This window comes from Parafrankia elaeagni, assembly GCF_000374165.1.
Taxonomy (GTDB): domain Bacteria; phylum Actinomycetota; class Actinomycetes; order Frankiales; family Frankiaceae; genus Parafrankia; species Parafrankia elaeagni.
In genome coordinates this window covers 212,950-235,818 of record NZ_KB893750.1, presented here as the reverse complement: position 1 = coordinate 235,818, position 22,869 = coordinate 212,950, and the positions used below count along the sequence as shown (strand labels likewise).

The window sequence follows — 22,869 nt, the reverse complement described above, 5'->3', positions numbered from 1 at the left end:
ACCGGCGAGGGGTTGCGGAACGCTCGCCCTCTCGATCCGTCAAGGCTCCGGGCAGGACGGACACAGGTGGCCCTTTAGGCACGCGAACGCAGCACTCGACCGCGCGGCGAGAAACAAGACACAGCGTCAGATCGCCGGGGGCGAACCACGGGAACCAGACCACGACCAGCCAGCCCGGCGAGATCAGCCGGTCGCTGACCTCGCCGAGGAGGAGCCGCCCTCATCCGAGCGGGCAACCCCGAATCCTGATCATTAGGTAGCGTCAGAAAGCGCGCGTAGGCAGGTGATCGTTGTCGCTGGTATGAAGGGCAGGTCGGGTGACGCAACCGGGGATTTTCGGGCTGGGTGCTCCGGAGCACTGCTACCTGGAGTTCTCGCTCCAGGACGGGGCCTCCCCCACCGACCTGGTCAAGGCGGTCGCCGGCCTGACCGGCCCGCTGTCGACCGGCGGCGGGGTGAACCTCGTCGTCGGGTTCCGGCCGGAGCTGTGGGCGCAGGTCGCACCGGACCACGCCCCGTCCGGCGTCCGTGGCTTCACCGAGCCGATCGTCGGCGTCGACGGCTTCCAGATGCCGGCGACGCAGCGCGACGCCTGGGCGTGGGTCGCGGGCAGCGACCGCACCGCCGTCTTCAACAACAGCCGTAACGTCATCGCGGCGCTCGGCGGTATCGCGGCGGTGGCCAGCGAGGTCACCGGCTGGGTGTACGAGCACGATCGTGACCTGACCGGCTTCATCGACGGGACGGAGAACCCGTCCCTGCTGGTCGCGCCCGGTGTCGCCGTGGTCGCGGACGGGCCGGGCGCGGGCAGCAGCGTGCTGCTGTTCCAGCGGTGGCGGCACGACTCCGACGCCTTCCAGATCCTGCCGGTCGAGGAGCAGGAGCGGGTGATCGGCCGCACGAAGGCCGACAGCGTCGAGCTCGACGAGGCCGCCATGCCGCCGACCTCGCACGTCTCGCGCACGGTCGTCGAGGAGGACGGCGAGGAACTGAAGATCTTCCGCCGGAACACCGCCTACGGCACGGTCACCGAGCACGGCACGATGTTCGTCGGTTTCAGCCACGAACAGCGGACGCTGGACCTCATGCTCCGCCGGATGGCCGGCGCCACCGAGGACGGACTGCGCGACGAGCTGACCCGGTACACGACGCCGGTCAGCGGTGCCTACTACCTGATCCCGTCGGTGACGGCGCTGGCCGGCTTCGCCCCGGAGGACGACGACTGATCGGCGGGTCCCGCGGGCTCGGCCAGCACGACCAGCACGGGGCTCAGGCGCCGAACCGCTCGCGCCCACGCTCGGTGCCGGTGCCGGTGCCGAGGCCGGGAGCGGGGTCGGGGTCGGCGGGCCGGTGCTGGCCCACCGGGGTGGGCGCGAGCGTGGCCTCGCGGCGTGAGCGGCGACCACGGGCGATCTCGGTCGCCAGCGCGTCGAGCGGCTGGGCGAACGCGCCCAGCGGGTCGACGAGCCCGGCCAGCCACCCCTGGGCGGCCCGCAGGCCGGACTCGTCCAGCGCGTAGTACCGGCGGGCGCCTTCGGCCCGCACGGTCACCAGCCCCGCTGTGCGCAGTACCCGCAGGTGCTGTGAGACGGCGGGCTGGGAGATCGGCCCGCGGGTGCGCAGCGCCTCGACGAGAACGCCCGCCGGCTGCTCGCCGCCGGCCAGCAGCTCGAGGATCTGCCGGCGGGTCGGCTCACCGAGGGCCTCGAAGAGGCCGTTCATTCAGCTCCCGGCGTCCTCGGGGGTGGTCGTGTAAAAGGCTATCGTGCGCGCTGCGGCCTCCCGCGCCGGCTCTGGATCATCGCCGCTGCCCACCGCGGCGTCGGCCCAGCCCGCCGCCGACCGCTGGATGTACGCGGCACCGTCGGGTGAGGTGTGGAACGACGCCATGATCTCCGGGTCGACCGGCTTGCCGCTGTCGAGGTACAGGCCGAGCCCCAGCAGGCCGAGATCCCAGCCGACACCGACAGCGCCCGGGCCGAACTGCCCCCACATGCCGGGGTCGAAGGGCGCCTCGTGGACAAGCTCGAGGGTGGTGGTGCCGCCGGTGGTCGCCGGCGTCAGCGAGATCCGCAGCCAGGACACCATCTCCCCGAACTCCCAGGTCACCGCGAACGAGTCCGGCGGCTCGCAGCGCTCGACCACCCCGCCCGCGTTGCCCTCGAGCTGGTACCGGCCGCCGACCTCGAGATCGCCGCTGACCGGCAGAAACCAGCGTGGGATGCGGTCGGGGCTGGTCAGCGCGTCCCAGAGATCGGACTGGCTGGTCGGATAGCTGCGGTGCGCGACGACGGTCCTGGTCGGCGCCCCGTCACGGGTGCCCCGGCGGACCTCACGGGTCACCAGGCCGGCTGCGATCACGGGATCCATGCTCATAGCGGGCAGAATATAAGCACACACCTATATTGCAAGGACCGGGCTTGACTGAGGCGCGCCGCCCGAACTCCGGGGCTGGCCCGGGGCACCTCCTTGACCTGAAGCGAGGTTGAGGTCGCAGGATCCGGAGGCATGGTCTTCACCGCCGCGGAACTCGAGTACCTCGCCGGCCAGCGCCTCGGCAGACTGGCCACCGTCACGCCGGGCGGTACACCCCAGAACAGTCCGGTAGCATTCCGACACAACACCGCCACCGACACCATTGACATTCACGGGTACAACCTGGGCACCACCCGCAAGTTCCGGAATGTGGCGGCCACTCGGGAGGTCTCCCTCGTGATTGACGATATCTTCTCCGTGAACCCGTGGCGGGTGCGCGGTATCGAGATACGTGGAGAGGCTGCCGCCGTTACCGGCGAGGATCCACCGGCCGGACACCTGAGCCCGGAGGTCATTCGTATTCGTCCGCGCCGGATCATCAGCTGGGGAATCGACGCGGGCGCGGAGGGGATGCAGGCTCGAACAATCTCGACCTGATTGCATCCCGGCCGGCGCGGGTATTCCAGGTCTGCACCACGGCCGGAACTTCCTCGACGAAGTTGGCGTCCTGCGTTTACGCAGTGCGCCGGGGGGAGCAGATATGGCGTACCGAAAGAAGACGTTTCCGTTGCTGATCGCCGCTGCCGCACTGGGCACGGTACTGGGGGCGGCTCCCGCGCAGGCCGCACCGCCACGGGGCGATGTCGCCGGCGGCACCTACCACGGTGGGACGCATTCCGGCGAGAAAGACCGCGGCGGGGGAGACCACGGTAGGCGTCACTGCTACTGGCGCCACGTGAATGGCCACTGGGTCTGGGCACACGGCCATCGGCGCTGGGTTCCGCCGCGGACCGTCTGGGTCTGCAGCAGGTGATGACGGCCGGCGCAGGGGCCGGGGCCTGGCACTGATCATCCTTGTGCTGGTCACCGGGCCCTGCCCAGGGCGTCGGACCGCGGAGCTCCCGAAGCCCGCGGTCCGGCGCCCGGCGCCCGGCACCGGTTCGCGGTCAGTCCCGGACAAGGGCCTTGTTCTCCATGAGGAAGTCCGCGAGGTAACCGTCGTGCGGGACACCGGCGGCCATCCAGACGGTCGGGTGATCGCCCAGGTAGAGGTTCCGGATGGTCGGCTCGTTCAGCAGGTGATCGACGATCCGGGCGTCCTGGGTCATCACGGTCAGCGGCCTTGCGGGCCAGGTACGCCCCGACGGCCCGCGCGCTGCCCAGCGGCTGGACGGGAAGAGCCGCCGCGTCATCCTCTGGGGGCAGGCTCGGCAGCCGGGACGGCTGGTCGGCGAGCACCTCGCCGCGCCGGGCCCAGACCGCCCGCTCCGGGTGGACGGGTCACGCCAGTCGATGGCCGTTCCCACCGGGCAGGCACGCCCGATCGAGTCGCCGGCGCGGGCGAGCCACTCAGCGATGGCCTCGGTCGCCGCCCGGACGGTGGAGATCGGCAGCCCGCCGACGCGGCTGACCATCCGCTGGTACTCCTCGACCGACAGGTCGCCGAGGGTCGCCGTCGCGAACCGCCGGGCCGCCTCGGTGAGCACTGTCAGCCGCGCGCCGGCGGGCGGGCTGGCAGCGGCACGCATCCGGGCGATGGTGCGGTGGACGAACAGCGGCGGGACGGCAGGCACGCAGCCGCCCTGCGGTGGCCGCCGCGCCCGCGGCAAGCCCCGAACCCGAGATCGCGGCCACGGCGAAGGCGCTGCAGGTGGGCGTGTGGCGGCACCGCGCGGGCAGGCGCGGCGAGACCGCACGCTGATACGCACGGATCGCCGTCAGTACGCCGCGCATCGCCAGTCCGCTGCGGGTCACCGATGCTCCTGGCGCATCTTCCGACGTCCGCGGGCCCGGCAGCTGGATCGCGGCGCGGAGCCGGTTCCCGACCACCGCGAGTGTGGACAGGAGCGTGAACAGGGCGGCGAGGGTGAGCAGCGGGCTACACCCGTCGCACCCATCGCACCCATCGCACCCGTCGAAGGCGTTGCCGCCGGCGTCGGCGGCATGAGAGGGGGCCCGCCGGCGGCGCTCCGCCCGCCGCGACCGGCGCGGCCAGCGACGCCGGCCCCGCGGGCCCGGCCGGTGATGCCGGCGAAGCCGGCGCGGCCAATGCAGGCCGCCGGTGCCGCTGGCAGCCTCGCGATCGGAGCCGTCCGGAAGTGCCGAGGGGACCGCTGCCGGCCGGGCGCCGCTGGTCACCGTCAACACGCCGGAGACCTTATCCCGACCAACCCACCGCGGGCATGGCACGCACCTCCGGCCACGACCTGCCTGCCTGCCCGCCCGCCTGCCCGTCTGCCCGCCTGCCCGCCTGCCCGCCTGCAGCGAGACTCCCGCCACAGCCGGGGATGCCCAGGTGCGTCGGACACGGTAGAAGGGCCTCATGGGAGCGAAACTCGACCCGGCGAGAACCCGGCTGGCGAACTACCCCTTCGTCCTGACGATGCAGCCGCGCTTCGGCGACATGGACAGTCTGGGCCATGTGAACAACGTGGCCATCGCGGCGCTTTTCGAGGAGGCACGGGTCGCGATGAACCGGGCGGTACTCGGCGCCAGCCACGTGGCACTCCCGCAGGAGCGGCGGCCGCTGCCGGTGGTCGTGGCCCGCGTGGAGATCGACTATCTGCGGGAGGTCCGCTACCCCGGGTCCTACCAGGTGGCTGTCGGCGTCGGACGGATCGGCACCAGTTCGATCCAGCAGGTCTGCGGGCTGTTCGAGGACGAGATCTGCCTGGCCCTGTGTGACGCCGTCCTCGTGCACCGCGGGCCGACCGGCCCCGTCCCGGTGCCCGAGCCGGTGCGCGGCCTGCTGACGACCATGGCGTTTCCCGTTCAGGTGCCCGCCAGCACCACCTGACCGGGCCGGGCTGGTTCGGGCTGACCCCGGCCGGTCGGCTACCCGGCGTCGCGCGGTGCGGTGCCGTCCTCGTTCCACTCGAGCGACCAGCCGTAGCGGGCCGCGGCGGTGGCCTGGGGGCCGTCGACGAAGTCGTTCTCACGGCGGATGACGAGGTCGTCCCCGACCACGTGGAATGACACCGCGATGCACGTCCGGGCGTCCTCCGGTGGCTGGCCGAGCCGGATGGCGAGTTCCCCGCCGCCACGCGTGGTGACGGCGACGACCGGTCGCAGCAGGTCCCACTCGGGCGAGCGGTGCAGGCCGTAGGCGAACACGAAGAACCGCTTGAAGGTCGGCAGCGTGGCCAGATCCACAAAGATCGTCTGCTCGGCCCGCTCGTCCCGGCCGACGAGGCGCAGCACCTGGCGACCGGCGCGCCCCGTTCCGCTCGCCGAGCCGCCGTGCTGCTGGATGACGCCGGCCGCCCCGTCCAGGGCCTGCCAGAGGCAGCCGAGGTGAATGTTGGCCGGGCGCGGCAGACCGGTCCGGGTCCGCAGCGGCGTCCAGCGCAGTGACACGGTCATGGCGCCCGTTCCGCGGGTGTCGCCGGTCCAGATGGTGGCCGGGTGGTCGTCGTCGAGGGTGCTCACCTGCTCGTGGCGCTGCCGGTAGCGGGACGACCGTTCGCCCGCCTCAGCAGTGGCCGGCCGGGGGCGGGAGCCCGCGTCGGGCTGGCCGAGATCCAGCGGTGACGGAGCGGACGAAACCGCCACCCGAACCGGCGGGGCGGGAGACACGGACGGAACCGGAGCGGACGAAACCGGCACGGCAGGCGGAACCTGCGGAGCAACGGGAGCCGGCGGGACCGGCGCGGCCGGCGCCGGCCGCGCCGCCGACGGGGGCGCACTCGGCGGAGGCACCGGCTCCGGCGGGAGCGGAGCCGGCGGGAGCGGAGCCGGCGGCTGCGCCGGGGACGAGGGCGGCGAGGGCGGCGAGGGTGGTGCCGGGGGCGAGGGTGGTGCCGGTCGTGTCGCGGACCGCAGGTGGTCGGCCACCCGTCGCCGGCTGCGGGCCGGGGAGAGTCGGGTGAGGAAGGCGGCCGCGCCGGCCGGGTGGACCACCGCGATGCCGTCGGCACCACCGCCACCGCCGACCAGGCCGGGCAGGCCGTTGGCGTACCCCTCGCCGACCGCCCGGAACTTCCATCCTGTCGGGTGCCGGTACAGCTCGCCGAAGACGAGCGCTGTCTCGGCGCCGGTCTCCGCCTCGAAGGCGTAGCTGACGATCTCCCGGCCGTCTCTGTCGTCGCAGACCTGGATGAAGCCGTGGGGGGCGGCCCGGAAGGTCTGGTTACGGCCGGTGGGGTCGTAGACCGCCGCGGCGAACTGCAGTCGGGTGACGTCCGCCGGCACCGCGGGGAGCGCGACGGCGATCTGTTCGGTGTCCCCGTCCGTCCGGTGGGGTGCGCGCGGAGCGCCGATCCGTTCGGTCGGGTTGGGCACCTGGTCGGTGAGCAGGAGCCGCGGGGCCTTTTCCTCGGTGTCGACAAGCACGACGACGGCGTCGGCCTCGGGCACCGGGCTGGTTCCCGCCCCGGCCCCCGACCTGGCCCCCGACCTGGCCCCGGTCGTCCGCGTGGTGGCGCTCCAGCCGAGGGTGATGCGGACCCGCTCGATGCCGGGTGCCTCCTTCGCCAGCAGCAGGTTGCCGCCGCGCGGCAGGGCCACGGTCATGCGTCGAGGTCGGAACGGCGGAACTTGGCGTCCAGGAACCGGGCCTGGATCGCCAGTCTCGCGGCGTCACCGCTGTAGACGGAGTCCTGGATCTCGCCGGCGCCCTCGTCGAGCAGCTGGAGCTGGCGGACCAGGTCGTCGGCGGGGGTCGTCCCGGTGACGCCTGGCCGGTCGGCGTACCGGGGCGGAAGCGCCAGGAAATCGTCCAGCGCCTGTGGCAGGTACTCCTGGACGATCGCGGCGATGTACCGCAGCTCCTCGTCGCTCGCGCCTCTGGTCTCGATGTAGCCCAGCAGCGGCCGCAGGATGTCGTCGATGTCGCGCACGGTCGGCACCGCGCCGGGCGGGAGCCTGCCGCCGTCGGCGTTGGCGCGGCCGACGATCCGCGCGAGCTCCTCCCGGAGCCGCCCCGCCTGCCCTGCGGGGGACGCGGGGGACGCGGGCGGTGCCGATTCGCCGGCCGTGGGCTCGGCCTCGGCGCTCTCACCCCGCCACCGGAAGATCATGCCGCAGCCACCCGGACCAGGCCCGCGCGACGCCGGACGGGCACCGGTCAGCCCTCGCCGGCCTGTGCCCGCTCCAGGTAGGCCCTGGAGCGGAGCACCTGTGCCTCCAGCGCGGTGACCGTGGTCGCGATGCTCTCCACCGCCTTCACCTTGTAGGTGTCGATCGCGTCCATCGTCGCGAAGACGTTGTCGAAGGCCTTCTGCAGTGTCTCGACGTCCACCGTGCTGGACGCCGCCTGTTCCTGGATGCGGCCGGACTGCTGGCGCAGCAGCTCACTGGTCGACATGATCATGTTGCTGGTGGTGGCGTTCAGCGCGGTGATCTGATCCAGCACCAGTTTCTGGTTCGCCAGCGCCTGGGCCACGATCACGGCGGTGCGCAGCGCCGCGACAGTCGTCGACTGGGCCCGGTCGACACCTTTGATCAGCTCGATGTTGTTCTTGCGGACCAGGTCGAGGGCCAGGTAGCCCTGCACGCTCACGGCCAGCTGGGTGAGCAGGTCCTGCTGGCGCTGGCGGATGGGGAACAGCGCGTCGGACGTCAGCGCGTCCGCCGCTGCCGGATCGGTGGCCCGGAGGCGGTCGATGCGGGCCGCGACGGCGCCGTCGAGGGCCCGCGCGAGCGTCGCGTACTCGGTGATCTTGCCCATCGCCGCCCAGAGCGTGGCCTTCTCGTGCTCGATGGCCGCATTGTCCTTGCGCAGCTCGTCCTGGCCGGAGTCGAGCGCGCCGATGATGGCGTCGAGCTGCTTCTGCGCCGACTGGTACCGCTGGAAGTAACGCGAGATCCGGCTGCCCAGCGGGACCATGCCGAGCAGCTTCCGGCCACCCTTGAGGTCCGCCTTCGCCGGGTCGAGGTCGGTGACGGTCTGGCGCAGCTCAAGCAGGGTGCCGGCGACGCGGGTCTGCGCGTCCGCACCCCCGCGACCGCCGCGCCCCGCCCGCAGCGCGGCGGCCGGGCGGTCGAGCATCCGACTCGACACCCGCGCGCTCGCCACGATCTCCCGCTCGCCCATGCGGACGATGTCGTTGATCTTGTCCTGGAAGGCGGGGCTGCGCGGGTCCTGCGCCGCGAGGTCGTCCGCGAACGCGGCGGCCCGTTCCCGCAGCTGTGCCCGGGTCGCCTCGTCGAGCGGGACCATGCTGTCCACCCGGTCGTCGGCGACGACTGCCACGGGCTGGGGCGGGACGAGCTCCAGGGCACCGGCCGGCGAGCCAGGGGGGGCGGCGCTCGCGCCCGACGCCGGTGAGCCGCCCAGGTCCAACGAGTTCGACATGGCTTCCCCTCCCGACATCCGTGCCGGGCAGAAGCCCTGCTCGGCCGGCGTGGCCCGTCACGGGCCGCACGAAGTGTCTGCCACCTTCGACCCTACGCGACACGCCTTGTCGACCAGCTGACTACGGAGACTCCGGGGTCAGAACCGTCCCGGGGTGGCGAACGTCCGCACGGCCTCGGCGCGATCCGTCACCGTGGAGCGTCTCCTCGCGGTCTCCAGAGACGACTCCCCGCCCGCGATCCACAGCGGACCGCCCGCGATGTTGTCCAGGGCCTCCTGCGCGGCCTCGTCGGGCGCCTGGGCGGCGTCGAGGGGATATCCCAGCCGGGCCATCGCCGGCGTGGCGGTGAAGCCGATGCTGAAATGCAGCACGTCGACACCGTACTTCTCGCATTCGATCCACAGCGCTTCACCGAAGATACGACTGAAAGCCTTGGACCCGCAGTAGGCGGCGAGGGACGGCGCTCCCATGAAGCTGGCACCCGAGCCGGAGAGAATGATTCCTCCGCGCTTTCGCCCGCACATGAGAGCGCCGTAGTGCCGGGCGAACTCGGCCTGGCCGAGCACGTTGACAGCGATGACCGACCGGTAGACCGCCGGGTCCAGCTCGACGAAGTCACCGCGCACGTTGTTGGCGCCGGCGTTGTAGATGAGGAGGCCGACCTCGATGTCGTCGGTCGTGATTCTGGTCCGCTCCAGCGCGTCCGGCTCGCTCAGGTCGACGGACAGGGTCCGTACCTCGGCACCCCCAGCACGCAGATCATCGGCCAGCGCCTGTAAGGGGCCGATCTTCCGTGCTGTGAGGATCAGTTTGAATCCGTGCGCGGCGAGCTTTCGGGCATAGCTTTCCCCGATGCCCTCCGACCCGCCGACGACCAGAGCCCACGGCCCGTACTTCTCCAGATCCATGTATGTTTCCCCTCCGATGTCGGCGGCGCCGGCACCGGGCCGCCCGCGGTTTGCGTGCCGATCCGGGCTACCCGGGGGCGCCGAGCACCACCTCGCCGCCCCCGGGTAGCCCGGGTCGGCGGCGACCGAGCCGCCGACCCGTTCCGGGTCAGTTCGCGAGCACGGGCTCGTCGTCCAGCTCGATCCCGAGTTCCCTGAGCTCACGTTCGGCCCAGAACAGGCGCCCGGTGTATTCCATGGGGTCGGCGCAGGAGGCGAAGTAGGCCAGCATGCGCGCGGGAACCTGCATCGGCACGGCGACGCTGTCGTCGAGGCCGGCCTCCTTCACCCGGATGGCGACGAGCTCGGTGGCCACCAGGCCCGGGTGCATGCCGATCACGGCGATGCCCTTGCGGGCGAGCTCGGGAGCCAGGGCGTTGCCGAGCCGGTCGAGCGCCCGCTTGCTGGAGTAGTAGCCGGGCACGGCAAGGCTGAACTCGCCGACGCTCTCGAGTTTGGGGAGCTCCTCGGGCTGGCGGAAGACCTCGCCGCTGCCGGTGCTGAGGTTGATGATGCGCCCGCCGCCACGGCTTTCCATGATGGGCACCACCAGCTGCATGAGCGTGAAGGGCGCGTGCAGGTTGACGTCGAACTGGTAGAGCCAGTCCTCGCGGGTCAGCTCCAGGAACCGCTTGGACCAGATGTCGCCGGTGGTGGCGGCCGCGTTGTTGATGAGCACGTCGACGCCACCGAACCGTTCGACGGCGGCATCGACCAGGTGCCCGAGATCCGCCTCGCTGGCGAGGTCGGTCTGCACGGCGATCGCCTGGCCGCCCAGGTTCTCGATCTCCGTCAGCGTCTCGTTCAACGTGCCGGGCAGCTTCCTGTCCGGCTCGACCGTCCGTGCGGCCAGGACCAGGTGCGCGCCGCGGCGGGCGAACACCTGGGCCGCCTGCCGGCCGACTCCCCGACTGGCCCCCGTGATGATCACGACCTTGCCGGTCAGATCGAGTTCCTCGTGGCGCTGCATCGCCATGCGACCTCCGCCTCCCATTTGATCAGTGTTCAAATGGGAGAGTAACACGGCTCACATCCCCAGACATCCCCACCAGGACGGCCGACCGGGGCCGCACCGCCCCGACCGAGCCCCGACCGGGCCCCGACCGGGCCCCGACCGCCGGCCGGGTGATCCCGCGCCCACCGAGGAACCAGTCCCCTGCTCGCAGAAGAACCGGGCCAGCGCTCACCCGAAACGGTTGCGCCCGCTGCGTATGCTTTCCACGATGGAACCCGGCCGAACGCGTAACCCGCCCCGCCAGCGGGCGACGCTTGTCAACACAAGGTCACGGGAGACTCGGCAGGCACTCACCCGCGCCGCACTTCACCTGTGGAGTGAGGGCGACTTCAACGAGGCGTACGAGGCGAGCACCGTCGGCGATATCGCGAACGCGGCCGGTGTCAGCAAGGGAACCTTCTACTTTCATTTCGCCAACAAAGAGGCGATTCTCCTCGAGATGAGCTCGGCGACGATCCAGGCGATGATCGACCAGGTCGAGACCGAGACCGCGCGGGATGTCCCCCTCACCTCGCTGAGCGAGCAGGTGATGGATTCCATGGCTCGGCGCGTGGCACGCGGGCCGAAGGCGGCCGCGGTGCGGGCCGGCACGTTCGGCTTCACCGGGCAGGCCGACACGGGAACGGTGCCGAGCCCCCGCCTGAGCGTCGCTTTCGAAGCTCTTCTCCGGCACGGCAGAGAACGCGGCGAGCTGGCTGCGCAGATCGATGTGGAAGATGTCGCCGCGATGCTGACCGCCGTCACGATGGAGGCCATCATCCGCTGGGGAGCGGGCGAGCGCTCCACATCCTGGTTGAGCCAAACGCTGCGCGACCGAGTGACCGTCATCCTCCGCGGTATCGCGCCACCCGACTGACCCGGGACACCCGACTGACCCGGGACACCCGCCTGGCTCGTCCCTCGACAGGAGCGGCGGTGGTGACCGGCACGTCGGCCACCACCGCCCCATCAGCCCCCGAGCCGGGCCGTGTCGTTGATCAGTACACGTTCAGCGTTGATCAGTACACGTTCAGCATCGCCTCACGGCGTTTCGGGTGAGGTGAGTTCGGGTGGGGTGAGGATGCCGGTGTGGTGGAGGTGGTCGATGACGGTGTCGGCGTTGGCCTGGGGGGTGGTGGTGCCGGAGGCGTCGAGGTGGAGGTCGGGGTGGGTGGGGGGTTCGTAGGGGGAGTCGATGCCGGTGAAGTTGGTGAGCTGGCCGGCGCGGGCTTTGGCGTAGAGGCCTTTGCGGTCGCGGGTCTCGGCGACGTGCAGGGGGGCGTCGACGTGGATCTCGAGGAACTCGCCGTCGTCGAGGAGGTCGCGGGCGAGTTGGCGTTCGGCGCGGAACGGGGAGATGAACGAGGCCAGGACGATGATCCCGGCGTCGACCATGAGTTTCGCGACCTCGGCGACGCGGCGGATGTTCTCGACCCGGTCGGCGTCGGTGAACCCGAGATCGCGGTTCAGGCCGTGGCGGACGTTGTCACCGTCGAGGAGGTAGGTGTGGTAGCCCTGGTCGTGGAGTTTCTTCTCGACCAGGTTCGCGATGGTCGATTTCCCGGCGCCGGACAGGCCGGTGAACCACAGCAGCGCGGGGCGTTGCCCCTTGTGGCGGGCGCGGGCGGTCTTGTCGACCTCGACGGCCTGCCAGTGCACGTTGTCCGCGCGGCGCAACGCGAAGTGCAGCAGCCCCGCGGCGACGGTGGCCTGGGTGTACCGGTCGATGAGGATGAACCCGCCGGTGTGCCGGTTCGCGGTGTACGGGTCGAACGGCACCGCCCGGTCGAGGTTGAGGTTGCACACCCCGATCTCGTTGAGGTCCAACGTCCGCGCGGCGGTGTGTTCCAACGTGTTGACGTTGACCTTGTACTTCGGTTGCGCGACCGTCGCGTTCACCGTCCGCGCGCCGATCTTGAGCAGGTAGGGGCGGCCGGGGAGCATCGGTTCGTCGGCCATCCAGACCAGGTGGCACTCGAACTGGTCCGCGACCGCCGCCGGATCCCCCGCCGCGGCCAGCACATCCCCACGGCTGACATCGATCTCATCGGCCAGGGTCACCGTCACCGACTGGCCGGCGACGGCTTCGGGGAGGTCACCGTCGGCGGTCACGATCCGCCCCACGGTGGACTCCTGCCCCGAGGGCAGGACCCGGAGCCGGTCACCGGGCCGGACGGTACCGCCCGCGATCTGCCCGGAGAACCCGCGGAAGTCCAGGTTCGGCCGGTTCACCCACTGCACCGGGAGCCGGAACGGTGCGGTGGCGGTGTCGTCGTCGACCTGCACGGTCTCCAGATGCCCGACCAGGGTCGGCCCGCCGTACCAGGGCGTGTGCGACGACGGGGTGGTGATGTTGTCCCCGGCGAGCGCGGACAGCGGGATCGCGACGATGTCGGTCAGGCCGATCCGGGCGGCGAACGCCCGGTAGTCCGCCTCGATCCGATCGAACACCTCCTGGGAGTAGCCGACGAGGTCGAGTTTGTTCACCGCCAGCACGACGTGACGGATCCCGAGCAGGCCCACGAGGTAGCTGTGGCGCCGGGTCTGGGTCAGGACGCCTTTGCGGGCGTCGATCAGGATGACGGCGAGGTCCGCGGTCGACGCGCCGGTGACCATGTTGCGGGTGTACTGCTCATGCCCCGGGGTGTCCGCGACGATGAACTTGCGTCGTTCGGTGGAGAAGAACCGGTACGCCACATCGATCGTGATGCCCTGTTCCCGTTCCGCGGCCAGCCCGTCGACGAGCAACGCGAAATCCAGCCCGTCACCCTGCGTCCCGACCCGACGCGAGTCCGCCTCCAACGCGGCGAGATGGTCGGAGAACACCAGCTTCGCGTCGTAGAGCAGCCGGCCGATCAGCGTGCTCTTCCCGTCATCGACACTGCCACAGGTGATGAACCGCAGCATCGACTTGTGCTCGTGCGCCGCGAGATACCCCTCGATGTCGGCCGCGGCGAGCTCACCGGTCGCGTGCGCCATCAGAAGTACCCCTCCTGCTTCTTCTTCTCCATCGACCCCGACGAGTCATGATCGATCACCCGGCCCTGCCGTTCCGAGCTCGTCGTCAGCAACATCTCCCGGATGATCTCCGGGAGGGTCGCGGCGGTACTCTCCACCGCCCCCGTCAGCGGATAGCAGCCCAACGTCCGGAACCGCACACTGCGTGCCGCGGGCACCTCACCGTCCCGCAACGGCATCCGCTCGTCATCCACCATGATCAGCGTGCCGTCGCGTTCCACGACCGGACGCGACGCCGCGTAGTACAACGGCACCAGCGGGATCTCCTCCCGGTGGATGTACTGCCACACATCCAGCTCGGTCCAGTTCGACAGCGGGAACACCCGCACGCTCTGCCCCGGGCTCGTCCGGGCGTTGTACAACCGCCACAACTCCGGACGCTGCGCCTTCGGGTCCCACCGGTGCGCCGCCGACCGGACCGAGAACACCCGCTCCTTCGCCCGCGACTTCTCCTCGTCCCGGCGCGCGCCCCCGAACGCCAGATCAAAGCTGTACTTGTCCAGGGCCTGCTTCAACCCCTCGGTCTTCCACACATCGGTGTGTGTCGCCGACCCGTGATCGAACGGGTTGATCCCCCGCGCGACCGCCTCCGGGTTGCGGTGCACCAGCAGATCCACTCCCAGCGACGCGGCGACCTTGTCCCGGAACTCGTACATCGCCCGGAACTTCCACATCGTGTCGACATGCAACAACGGGAACGGCAACCGCGACGGGTAGAACGCCTTCACCGCCAGATGCAGCAGCACCGAACTGTCCTTACCCACCGAGTACAACATCACCGGCCGCTCACACTCCGACACGGCCTCCCGGAAAATCTGGATGCTCTCCGCCTCCAGCCGCTGCAGATGCGTCAGTCGACCCATGCCGGGCTGCCTCTCTCCGTCGCTGTGGTTCCCGCCGTTCGTGCACTGCCGCGCCCATCCCGCCATCCGGCGCCATGATCACGCCGTAGGTCGACATGTCCACGCTCGGCGCATCCGTCCATCCTCCCGTCGGGTCGGCGGCCCGTGCGGCCGGTCGTGGCGACGGTCGCGTGCCACGGCCTGCCATCTCTGATGGACCCAACCAACGGCAGGCGTGTTTCCACGCCCGCGCCATCGATGTGTGGTCCGACACGTGACGGCTCACGGTGCCTCATGACAACTCACCGCGACATGCGACGCATGCCGCCGCGCGACCGCCGCGACCGCCTCGGGTGGCGTGGGAGCACAGGTCAGCAGAAGTCGGAACCGCCGTCGACGTTGAGGTTCGCGCCGGTCATATAGGTGTTGCGACGCGAGGCGGCGAAGGCGATCACGGCGCCGATCTCGGCGGGCGCGCCCGCCCGCGGCAGGTGCGCGGGATGGCCGAAGTGCTCGGCGATGCCACGCATGACGGCGTGCAGATCGCCCGGGTCGATGCCGACGCCACGGGCCCAGGTGGCGAGCCCCTCGGAGGCGAAGCTGCCCGGCGACACCGTGTTGACCAGGATTTCGTCGGGCGCCAGCGTCAGGGAGAGGTTCTTGGTGATGCTGGTGACCATCGACTTGGCCGCGGTGTAGGCGATCAGCGAGGCGGTCTGGCGCTTGGTCGAGTGCGCCGAGATGTTCACGATGCGGGCCCACTCCGCGGCACGCAGCAGCGGCAGCGCGGCCCGTACACAGCGCACCATCCCCAGCACACCGACATCGATCGCCGCGAGCCAGTCGTCATCGGTGAGCTCCTCGAACGGACCCATCCGGCTGCTCTTCGGCCCGGTGGCGTTCACCAGGCTGTTCAGAGCACCCCACCGCTCCCTCACCTGGTCGAAGACGGCGGCGACCTCGTCCGGCCGGGTGATGTCGGCGGGGAGCGCCACGGCATCGGCCGCCCCCAGCGCCAGCAGGTGTTCGACGGCGGCGTCGAGATTCGCCCGGTTGCGCGCGAGCACGCCGACCTTGGCTCCCTCCGCGGCGAAGCACTCCGCGGCGGCCAGGCCCATGCCCTGGGTACCGCCCTGCACGACGACCGTGGCGCCAGCTAAGCCGAGATCCACCTGACCGCTCCCGTCCACCCGGTTTCGTCCGTCCGGTTTCGTCCGTCCGGTTTCGTCCGTTGATTCGCGACAGTATGATGCCATCAATATGAGTACGCCCGCAACATCCGACGGCGAAGGCGGTCAGCCCCGGCAGCGGCGGCGCTACGACAGCCCGGTACGCCGCGAACGCGCCGGCCAGACCCGTGAGCGCATCGTCGCCGCCGGCTCGGCCCTGGTCCACGAGTTTCCGATCTGGGACTGGAGCGGCCTGACCTTCCGCGCCGTCGCCGAGCGGGCGGGAGTCGGCGAGCGCACCGTCTATCGGCACTTTCCCACCGAGCGCGACCTGCACGCCGCTGTCATGCGCCGGCTGCAGGCGGAGGCCGGAGTCGACTACGACGATCTCGACCTCGACACGGTCAGCGACGTCACCGCGCGGTCGTTCGCCGCGCTGTCGTCGTACGCCGTCTCCCGATGGGATCACACGGAGCCACGGCAACCAGTCCTGATCGCCGAGGACCGGCAGCGGCGCGACGCCCTCCTCGGCGCCGTCGCCCCACACAGCACCGGATGGACGGAGCACGAGCGCCGGGCCACGGCCGCGGTGCTGGACGTCCTGTGGAGCCTCCCCGGCTACGAGCGCCTCGTCCGGGTCTGGCAGCTCGACCCCGACACGGCGACACAGGCCGTCAGCTGGGTGATGGGCCTGGTGGTGGAGGCCATCCGCGACGGGCACCGGCCCGGGGGCCCCCGCCGGCCGACGGCGTGAGCGAGTCGGCCAGGGTCTGGCAGTGGGAGTCACGTGCGGGCGCCGGCACCAGCGTGGTCGAGGAGCTGCCCCGGGGCGACTGCTGACGCCTCGCCTCTGCTGGAGGCTCAGGGCAGGCGGGCGTCCAGCTCGGTCAGAGCCGTGAGCGCGCCGAGCGGCACGGAGACGCCCGCCCCACCGCGGAGATCCGCCTGATCCGGGTTGATCCGGATCAGGCGGCCGGCCGCCGCGGCGGACTCGGCCAGGCGGCGCACGGTCGGCACCGCGGTGCCCGCGCCGATCTCGACCACCGCCAGCCGCCGCGGGCTGGTCAGGTCGTCAAGCCAGGAGGCGCATGCGTCCAGACCGGTCTCGCTGCGACGGCCGACCCAGTTCCAGTCGCCGAACATCAGGATGTTCGGACGGGCCAGGTCCCCGCAGTGCGGGCAGCGCGGCAGCGGGTCCCGCGCCCGCATCGTCTCCGGGTCGACGTCCACCTCGACGGCGTCGGCGGACCAGACGTCCTGCGTGCAGGGCAGCCGGCATTGCAGGTGGTGGATCGAGCCGTGGACCTCGGCCACCTCGGCGACGCCGGCGCGCTGGAACTGGCCGTCGACGTTCGATGTGAAGACCCACATTCCCGCGGGCAGCCGGGCGCCCCACCGGCGCAGCACGGCGAAGCCGGCGTGCGGGACTGTCCGGCGGTAGAGGCCGAGGCGGTGGCCGTAGAAGCCCCAGGCGAGGGACGGATCGGCGCCGAAGTGCACCGGGTCCGCGAGCTGGGTGAACGACAGCCCGAGACGAGCGTAGGGCGGGTACGCCCGCCAGAATCCGGTGGCGCCCCGGAAGTCGGGCAGGCCGGAGTCCACACCCATGCCGGCACCGGCGCAGACCAGCAGCGCGTCGGCGTCGCGCAGCAGGTCCGCTGCCTGGTCGAGCGCCGCGGCGACGCCCGGCGGTCCAGCCGGTCCAGCCGGGGCGGGCGGCTCGGGCGGTGGTACTGCGCTGGATGTCGTCATCTCTGTCTCCGGAGGAGGCGCCGGTCTTCAGGCCGGAGAGGAATCCGGTTTCCCGCGGAGCGAGTCGGGGGTGGGTGGTTCGCCGTCAGGCGGACCACCGTTCGTCGAGGCCAAGGCGTGCTTGACCAGCCACAGGATCTCGGTTTGTCTCGATCGTTCATCGCGGGTCGCGGCCTCCGTGACGTGGGTGGGAGGGTCGTCCGGCTACGGAAGGTTCACCAGTGTCGGTCTGGTGGCGATCCAGGCTGGTCGGGTGTCCCGTTTCCTGTTCGTGCCACGCTGGCCGCGTTGGGCGCTGCTGCACGCGAATTCGCCTGAAGGTTTTCGTTCTTCGACGACGGCCGCGGTGCAGCCAGCCGGCCGCAGGCCTGTGATCTGACCCGGTTCGGAGCCGACCGCCGCCTGCCGCCACCGCCCACCCGGACCCCGCGCCGCCAGGATCCGGCAGGGACGTGGACGTCTCACGGCGTGTCCACGCCACCGAACGCGTCGGGCACGACTGGTATTGAACACGTGACCGAAAGTAGTGATCTTCTCTCTGTCGACGCCCTCCAGGCCCGGACCCCCGCGGACGACACGGGCCCGACCACCGCCGCCAAAAGCCGCCGCACGAAGCGGCAGACGCCGCGGGCCACGGCGCCCCCCGCCACCGGACCCGCCGAGTCAGAACCTGCCGAGTCAGGGCCCGCCGCGTCCGAGCCGGCCACCGAACACGCCAGGACCGAGATCACGGACGCCAAGGCCAGAGGCACCAAGGCCACGGAGGTCAAGGCCGTCAACATCGGGGCCGTCGACATCGAGCCAGCGGACGTCGAGCCCGTCGTGGTGGGCGACGCACCCGCGACCCGGCTGCCGCTGCCGCGCACGAGTCCGCCGCCGTCGCTTACGGGCCCGCCGCCGTCGCTCCGGGGGGCGCTGCCACCGCGCAATCCGCACTTCACCGGACGCGCCGGCCTGCTCGTCGACCTGCACGAACGGCTACGGGCCGGGGAGACGTCCGACCTGCCCGTGGCACTGCTCGGCATGGGCGGGGTGGGCACGTCGCAGCTGGCGATCGAGTATGTGTACCGGCATCTGACCGATTTCGACGTGGTCTGGTGGATACCCGCCGGCGACGAAACCAGGATCCGACAGTCGCTGGTGGAGCTGGCCGAGCGGCTCGGGCTCGGCACGGGTGGGGGCACCGGGGCGGGTGCGGGCACCAGCCCGGAAGCCGAGGCCGCCGGAACAGCCAGGACGACGAAGCCAGTCCGCAGGACCAGGGTGGCCAAGGCAGCCGAAACAGGAACGACCGAGACCGACAGAGCTGTCGGAGGGCTCGTACCGGCCGTCCTGGAGGCCCTGCGTGTCGGCCGGCCGCACCGCCGTTGGCTCCTGGTCTTCGACGGCGCCGACGATCCGCTTACGGTGCGTGGGTTCCTCCCCGCCGGCGGCGATGGCCGTGTCCTGGTCACGTCTCGCAACGCCGGATGGGCGGAAGCGGCTCACTCGCTCGAGGTCGACGTGTTCCGCCGCGAGGAGAGCCTCGACCTGCTCCACCGGCGGACCGGCCGGACCGGCGCTTCCCGCACCACTCCCGGCATCGTCCAGACGGCCGACCCGGAGGCGGCCCCCGAAGCCGGCGGGTTGCCCGAAGTCGGCAGAGTCGCCGAGGCCCTGGGTGACCTGCCGTTGGCTGTCGCGCAGGCCGCGGCCTGGCTGGCGGAGACGGGCATGCCCGCCGGGGAGTACCTGCGACTGCTCGCGGACAGGCCGCTGGAGACGCTCGGGACGTCCTCGCCGCTGGACTACCGACTGCCGGTGCGCGCGGCCTGGGACGACGCGCTGGACCGGCTGGCGGCGTCCGACCCGGCGGCGCTGCGGCTGCTGCGGCTCTGTGCCTGTCTGGCGTCGGCCCCGATCCCGCGGCGACTGCTCGGGGCCGGACGGAACGTCTCGATCACTCCCGAGCTCGACGCCGTCCTGCGCGACCCGCTGCGGCTGGGCGAGGCGATCCGCGCGATCACCCGGCAGGCCCTGGCGCGCGTCGACCACCGCGTGGGGTTGCCGGAAGTGCCGGGGTCGGCGGGAGCGTTGCGGGTACACCGCCTCGTTCAGCTGGTGGTGCTCGACCGGATGAGCGGAGACGAGCGGGCGGAGCTGCGTGCCGGCGCCCGCCGCCTGCTCGCCGCGAGCGACCCCGGCGAGCCGGCGGCCCCGTGGGCATGGTCCGCCTACGCGGAGCTGTACCCGCACGTGATCGCCGCGGGTGCGGTGGAGGGCCGGGAGCCCCTGCTGCGGGGCATGCTGGTCAACACGGTCCGTTCCCTGCTCGGTCGGGGCGACCACCAGGAGGGGCTGAAGCTGGCCCGGCAGGCCCACGAGAGCTGGCGGGTCGCCCTCGGCGAGGAGCATCCGGACACCGTCGCGGTGGGTGGGTGGCTCGGCCGGCTGCTGCTCGCCGTCGGGGATCACGCGGTGTCCGCGCCGGTCAACGCGCGGGTCCTGAAGATCGGCGAGCGGGTCCACGGGCCGGATCATCCGGTGACGTTGCGTGCGCTGGCCGCCGTGGCGGCGGACCGTCGGGCGGCTGGCGAGTTCACCCGGGCGGTCGAGCTGGGCCGTACCGCCTGGGCACGCGCCGTGCGCGCCCAGGGGCCGGACGATCCGCTGGCGCTCGGCGCCGCCCACGACCTGGCGGTCTCGCTGCGGCTGGCGGGCGAGGTCCGCCAGGCCCGGGACATCGACGACGACACCTGGCACCGGCGTCGGCGTGGGCACCGGTCCCGCGCGCGGGCGGCCGCGGGCGCGGGCACCCGGGCCCGGTCCGGTGCGGACGACCTCGCCGTCCTGGACTCCGACAGCAGCCGGAACCTCAACCTGCGGGCGCTGGGCGACTATCTCGGCGCGCGGGACCGCCAGGAGGCGCTGGCAGCTCGGCTGCGGGCGCTGCTCGCCGACGAGAGCCACCCCGACCTGCTGCGGGCACTGCGCCACCTGGCGGTCGTCCAGCGCCGGGCGGGTGAGCCCGAGACGGCGCTGCGGACCTCGCGGATCTCCTGGCAGCGGCTGCTGGCCCGCTACGGCCCGGACCACCCGGAGACACTCGCCTCCGCACTGTGCCATTCGACGGACCTGCGGCACACCGGCGACCTCGACGGAGCGCTCCGGCTGTGCGCGGACGTCCGCGCCGGCCTCCACGGCGGCGCCGGCGCCGGCCATCCGCACACCCGCGCAGCCGAGGCGAATCTGGCGGTGATCCACCGGCTCCGCGGCGACACCGAGATAGCGCACGAGCTCAACACGCGGGTGCTCGCGGCGCTGACGTCCGAACTCGGGCCGGATCATCCGCTGCGGGTGCGCTGTGCGGTCAACCTGGCCAGCGACGAGCACGCGCTGGGCCGGGCCGGGACGGCCCGCGCGCTCGACGAGGAGACCCTGGCCCGCGCCCGCCAGCGCCTGGGCGCCGAGCACCCGGCGACGCTGGCGGTCCACGCGAACCTGGCCACGGACCTGCGTGCGCTCGGCGAGACGGGGCCGGCCGAAGCCCTCCACGCCGAGGTGGTCCACGCCCTGGACCGGGTGCTCGGCGACGCGCACCCGGCGACCCGGTCCGCCGTCAGCTGGGTGCGCCTCGACTGCGACATCGACCCGCTGCCGCTGTGAGGCACGGTGGACGGCTACGCGGTGGACGGCTACGCGGTGGAGGGCTCCGCGGTGGACGGCTCCGCGGTGGAGGCCGCGGCCCAGTAGGCGTCCCGCAGGGGCTTCTTGTAGAGCTTGCCGTTGTCCAGACGGGGCAGCTCGGGCACGAAGTCGATCGACCGCGGCCACTTGAACGGCGCCAGCTGGTCCCGGCAGTGGTCCAGCAGCCGCGCGGCCAGCGCCTCCCCCGCGTCGGCCAGGTCGACCGGCTGGACGACGGCCTTGACCTGCTCCCCGAGCTCCGGGTGCGGGACGCCGAAGACGGCGACGTCCACGACCTCGTCATGCATCACCAGGACGTCCTCGATCTCGCGCGGGTAGATGTTCACGCCCCCGGCGATGATCGTGAAGTCCTTGCGGTCGCTCAGGTAGAGGTAGCCGTCCGTGTCGACATGGCCCACGTCGCCCAGGGTGCGCCAGCCCGGATGGACGGGGTGGCTCACCGCCTTCGTCCGGGCCGGGTCACGGTGGTAGCTGAAGCCGGCGCCACGGCTCTCGAAGTAGACGGTGCCGGTCTCCCCCGCGGCGAGCTCGGTGCCGTCGTCCGCGCAGATGTGCAGCACACCGCCCTGGGGGCGGCCGACCGAGCCCGGGTGGGCCAGCCACTCCTCGCTGGACAGCCCGGTGCTCCCGAAGTTCTCCGAACCGGAGTAGTACTCGTACAGGATCGGGCCCCACCACTCGATCATCCGACGCTTGACGTCGACCGGGCACGGCGCCGCGGCGTGGACGGCCACCCGCATGCTCGACAGGTCGTAGCGGCCGCGGGCCTCCGGTGGGAGCTTGAGCATCCGCACGAACATCGTCGGCACCCACTGCGCGGCGCCCACCCGGTAGCGCTCGATCGCGCGCAGCGCCTCCTCGGCGTCGAAGCGCGGCAGCACGACGACCGTGCCGCCGACGCTGTGCAACACGGCGGACACCCGCAGCGGAGCCGCATGGTAAAGCGGAGCGGGTGACAGGTACACCGAGTCGGCGCCGAGACCGAACATGCGCGCCGTCCCGTTCAGCAGCTGGACGTCCCCGGCCGAGGCCGGGGTGTCCGGCAGCGGGAACCGGATGCCCTTCGGCCGGCCGGTCGTGCCCGAGCTGTAGAGCATGAACGAGCCGCGGACCTCGTCGTCACGAGGCCCGGCCGGGTAGCCGGCGGCGGCCGCGTCGAGCTCCGCGTAGTGCGCGGACGTCCCGTCGAGCAGGAGCCGCAGCAGCACGTGCGGCGTGTCGGGCACGACCTCCTCGGCGACAGCGGCCAGCTTCCGGGTGCTGATCAGTGCCCGGGCGCCGCTGTCGTTCACGAGATGGGCGATTTCGGGTGCTGTCAGGTGGGAGTTGATCGGCGTGATGTAAAGGCCACAGTTGAGGCCCGCCCACACCACCTCGAAATAGCGGAGATGGTTCTCGGCGAGGATCGCCAGGCAGTCGCCCGGGCGCAGGCCCGTGTCGACGAGTAAACGCGCCAGCCGCGCGGCCCCCTCGGCCAGCTCACGGTAGGTCTGGACGCGGTCCTCACCGCCCGGGCCACCGGTGAGGATCACCGCGGGCTTGTCAGGGGTGAGCGACACGAAATCGGGCGGGTACATGTGATCCTCCGGGTCCCACAGGGCGGACGGCGACCTCTACGGGAACTATCAGACTCCCGGCCCACGGGATAGGTGTTGACTTTGCCGACACCGGGGGCAGGTGGGCTCACCA

General features: G+C 71.7%; 19 protein-coding genes and 1 pseudogene. 6 read left to right on the top strand and 14 right to left on the bottom strand.

The features are described from left to right. Positions 1–317 precede the first annotated feature (317 nt). A complete protein-coding gene (locus tag B207_RS0124305) occupies positions 318–1,226 on the top strand; it encodes a Dyp-type peroxidase (protein WP_018639279.1) in 909 nt (302 codons plus the stop codon). Positions 1,227–1,269: 43 nt separating this feature from the next. Here the strand turns inward: B207_RS0124305 and B207_RS35310 are convergent, their stop codons facing one another. Together B207_RS35310 and B207_RS0124295 are read right to left on the bottom strand one after the other, a co-directional pair. Then, complete coding sequence (locus tag B207_RS35310) at positions 1,270–1,722, bottom strand: ArsR/SmtB family transcription factor (RefSeq protein ID WP_018639276.1); 453 nt, start codon at positions 1,720–1,722, stop codon at positions 1,270–1,272. Beyond that, the gene (locus B207_RS0124295; protein ID WP_035741955.1) at positions 1,723–2,376 is read right to left on the bottom strand and encodes an SRPBCC domain-containing protein; all 654 of its coding nucleotides are present in this window, start codon (positions 2,374–2,376) and stop codon (positions 1,723–1,725) included. Positions 2,377–2,508: 132 nt separating this feature from the next. Between B207_RS0124295 and B207_RS0124290 the strand changes: the two genes are divergently transcribed. After that, positions 2,509–2,913 carry a PPOX class F420-dependent oxidoreductase gene (locus tag B207_RS0124290; protein WP_018639273.1) on the top strand — a complete coding sequence of 135 codons (405 nt, stop codon included), beginning with the start codon at positions 2,509–2,511 and terminating at the stop codon, positions 2,911–2,913. 509 nt (positions 2,914–3,422) lie between these two features. Here the strand turns inward: B207_RS0124290 and B207_RS0124285 are convergent. Together B207_RS0124285 and yidD are read right to left on the bottom strand one after the other, a co-directional pair. Continuing rightward, positions 3,423–4,049, bottom strand: coding sequence for a hypothetical protein (locus tag B207_RS0124285; RefSeq protein WP_230205198.1), 627 nt, complete (start codon positions 4,047–4,049; stop codon positions 3,423–3,425). Positions 4,050–4,089: 40 nt separating this feature from the next. After that, positions 4,090–4,209: pseudogene (gene yidD, locus B207_RS43025) on the bottom strand (membrane protein insertion efficiency factor YidD); the annotation flags it as partial. Positions 4,210–4,798: 589 nt separating this feature from the next. Here yidD and B207_RS0124280 point away from each other — a divergent pair. Continuing rightward, a complete protein-coding gene (locus B207_RS0124280) occupies positions 4,799–5,272 on the top strand; it encodes an acyl-CoA thioesterase (protein WP_018639271.1) in 474 nt (157 codons plus the stop codon). Between the two features lie 38 nt (positions 5,273–5,310). Here the strand turns inward: B207_RS0124280 and B207_RS0124275 are convergent, their stop codons facing one another. The 5 genes from B207_RS0124275 to B207_RS0124255 form a co-directional block, all read right to left on the bottom strand. Continuing rightward, positions 5,311–6,987, bottom strand: a complete 1,677-nt coding sequence (locus B207_RS0124275) for a TerD family protein (RefSeq protein WP_018639270.1) — start codon at positions 6,985–6,987, stop codon at positions 5,311–5,313. Continuing rightward, a complete protein-coding gene (locus tag B207_RS0124270) occupies positions 6,984–7,493 on the bottom strand; it encodes a hypothetical protein (RefSeq protein WP_018639269.1) in 510 nt (169 codons plus the stop codon). The genes B207_RS0124275 and B207_RS0124270 overlap by 4 nt, the downstream gene beginning before the upstream one ends. 47 nt (positions 7,494–7,540) lie before the next feature. Then, positions 7,541–8,770: a toxic anion resistance protein gene (locus B207_RS0124265; protein ID WP_018639268.1), complete on the bottom strand. Its 1,230-nt coding sequence runs from the start codon at positions 8,768–8,770 to the stop codon at positions 7,541–7,543. Between the two features lie 138 nt (positions 8,771–8,908). Continuing rightward, complete coding sequence (locus B207_RS0124260; RefSeq protein ID WP_018639267.1) at positions 8,909–9,679, bottom strand: SDR family NAD(P)-dependent oxidoreductase; 771 nt, start codon at positions 9,677–9,679, stop codon at positions 8,909–8,911. Positions 9,680–9,827: 148 nt separating this feature from the next. Further along, entirely contained in the window at positions 9,828–10,688 is an 861-nt protein-coding gene (locus tag B207_RS0124255) for an SDR family NAD(P)-dependent oxidoreductase (protein WP_026311402.1), read from the bottom strand. Between the two features lie 253 nt (positions 10,689–10,941). Between B207_RS0124255 and B207_RS0124250 the strand changes: the two genes are divergently transcribed. Then, positions 10,942–11,589, top strand: a complete 648-nt coding sequence (locus B207_RS0124250) for a TetR/AcrR family transcriptional regulator (protein WP_018639265.1) — start codon at positions 10,942–10,944, stop codon at positions 11,587–11,589. A 164-nt stretch (positions 11,590–11,753) separates the two neighbouring features. Here the strand turns inward: B207_RS0124250 and cysN are convergent, their stop codons facing one another. The 3 genes from cysN to B207_RS0124230 all read right to left on the bottom strand — a co-directional run bounded on the left by cysN (position 11,754) and on the right by B207_RS0124230 (position 15,744). Beyond that, positions 11,754–13,691, bottom strand: coding sequence for a sulfate adenylyltransferase subunit CysN (cysN, locus tag B207_RS0124240; protein ID WP_018639260.1), 1,938 nt, complete (start codon positions 13,689–13,691; stop codon positions 11,754–11,756). Continuing rightward, the gene (gene cysD / locus B207_RS0124235) at positions 13,691–14,659 is read right to left on the bottom strand and encodes a sulfate adenylyltransferase subunit CysD (RefSeq protein WP_084692299.1); all 969 of its coding nucleotides are present in this window, start codon (positions 14,657–14,659) and stop codon (positions 13,691–13,693) included. Before cysD ends, cysN begins: the two co-directional genes overlap by 1 nt. A 284-nt stretch (positions 14,660–14,943) precedes the next feature. Beyond that, on the bottom strand, positions 14,944–15,744 hold the full coding sequence (locus B207_RS0124230) for an SDR family NAD(P)-dependent oxidoreductase (RefSeq protein WP_026311400.1): 801 nt from the start codon (positions 15,742–15,744) through the stop codon (positions 14,944–14,946). An 88-nt stretch (positions 15,745–15,832) separates the two neighbouring features. Here B207_RS0124230 and B207_RS0124225 point away from each other — a divergent pair, with 88 nt between their 5' ends. Then, positions 15,833–16,495 (top strand): TetR/AcrR family transcriptional regulator, encoded by a 663-nt coding sequence (locus tag B207_RS0124225; RefSeq protein WP_018639257.1) that lies wholly within the window; start codon positions 15,833–15,835, stop codon positions 16,493–16,495. Between the two features lie 107 nt (positions 16,496–16,602). Here B207_RS0124225 and B207_RS0124220 read toward each other — a convergent pair whose 3' ends face one another. Next, complete coding sequence (locus B207_RS0124220) at positions 16,603–17,493, bottom strand: SIR2 family NAD-dependent protein deacylase (RefSeq protein WP_018639256.1); 891 nt, start codon at positions 17,491–17,493, stop codon at positions 16,603–16,605. 513 nt (positions 17,494–18,006) lie between these two features. Between B207_RS0124220 and fxsT the strand changes: the two genes are divergently transcribed. Further along, entirely contained in the window at positions 18,007–21,138 is a 3,132-nt protein-coding gene (gene fxsT, locus B207_RS35305) for an FxSxx-COOH system tetratricopeptide repeat protein (protein ID WP_018639255.1), read from the top strand. Positions 21,139–21,167: 29 nt separating this feature from the next. Here fxsT and B207_RS0124210 read toward each other — a convergent pair whose 3' ends face one another. Then, positions 21,168–22,757, bottom strand: coding sequence for an acyl-CoA synthetase (locus B207_RS0124210; RefSeq protein ID WP_018639254.1), 1,590 nt, complete (start codon positions 22,755–22,757; stop codon positions 21,168–21,170). Positions 22,758–22,869 lie beyond the last annotated feature (112 nt).

Excerpts from the sequence above, each read along its gene's own strand:
- B207_RS35310 (WP_018639276.1), bottom strand. The coding sequence starts at position 1,722 with ATGAACGGCCTCTTCGAGGCCCTCGGTGAGCCGACCCGCCGGCAGATC.
- B207_RS0124295 (WP_035741955.1), bottom strand. The coding sequence starts at position 2,376 with ATGAGCATGGATCCCGTGATCGCAGCCGGCCTGGTGACCCGTGAGGTC.
- B207_RS0124290 (WP_018639273.1), top strand. The coding sequence starts at position 2,509 with ATGGTCTTCACCGCCGCGGAACTCGAGTACCTCGCCGGCCAGCGCCTC.
- B207_RS0124280 (WP_018639271.1), top strand. The coding sequence starts at position 4,799 with ATGGGAGCGAAACTCGACCCGGCGAGAACCCGGCTGGCGAACTACCCC.
- B207_RS0124275 (WP_018639270.1), bottom strand. The coding sequence starts at position 6,987 with ATGACCGTGGCCCTGCCGCGCGGCGGCAACCTGCTGCTGGCGAAGGAG.
- B207_RS0124270 (WP_018639269.1), bottom strand. The coding sequence starts at position 7,493 with ATGATCTTCCGGTGGCGGGGTGAGAGCGCCGAGGCCGAGCCCACGGCC.
- B207_RS0124265 (WP_018639268.1), bottom strand. The coding sequence starts at position 8,770 with ATGTCGAACTCGTTGGACCTGGGCGGCTCACCGGCGTCGGGCGCGAGC.
- B207_RS0124260 (WP_018639267.1), bottom strand. The coding sequence starts at position 9,679 with ATGGATCTGGAGAAGTACGGGCCGTGGGCTCTGGTCGTCGGCGGGTCG.
- B207_RS0124255 (WP_026311402.1), bottom strand. The coding sequence starts at position 10,688 with ATGCAGCGCCACGAGGAACTCGATCTGACCGGCAAGGTCGTGATCATC.
- B207_RS0124250 (WP_018639265.1), top strand. The coding sequence starts at position 10,942 with ATGGAACCCGGCCGAACGCGTAACCCGCCCCGCCAGCGGGCGACGCTT.
- cysN (WP_018639260.1), bottom strand. The coding sequence starts at position 13,691 with ATGGCGCACGCGACCGGTGAGCTCGCCGCGGCCGACATCGAGGGGTAT.
- cysD (WP_084692299.1), bottom strand. The coding sequence starts at position 14,659 with ATGGCGGGATGGGCGCGGCAGTGCACGAACGGCGGGAACCACAGCGAC.
- B207_RS0124225 (WP_018639257.1), top strand. The coding sequence starts at position 15,833 with ATGAGTACGCCCGCAACATCCGACGGCGAAGGCGGTCAGCCCCGGCAG.
- B207_RS0124220 (WP_018639256.1), bottom strand. The coding sequence starts at position 17,493 with ATGACGACATCCAGCGCAGTACCACCGCCCGAGCCGCCCGCCCCGGCT.
- B207_RS0124210 (WP_018639254.1), bottom strand. The coding sequence starts at position 22,757 with ATGTACCCGCCCGATTTCGTGTCGCTCACCCCTGACAAGCCCGCGGTG.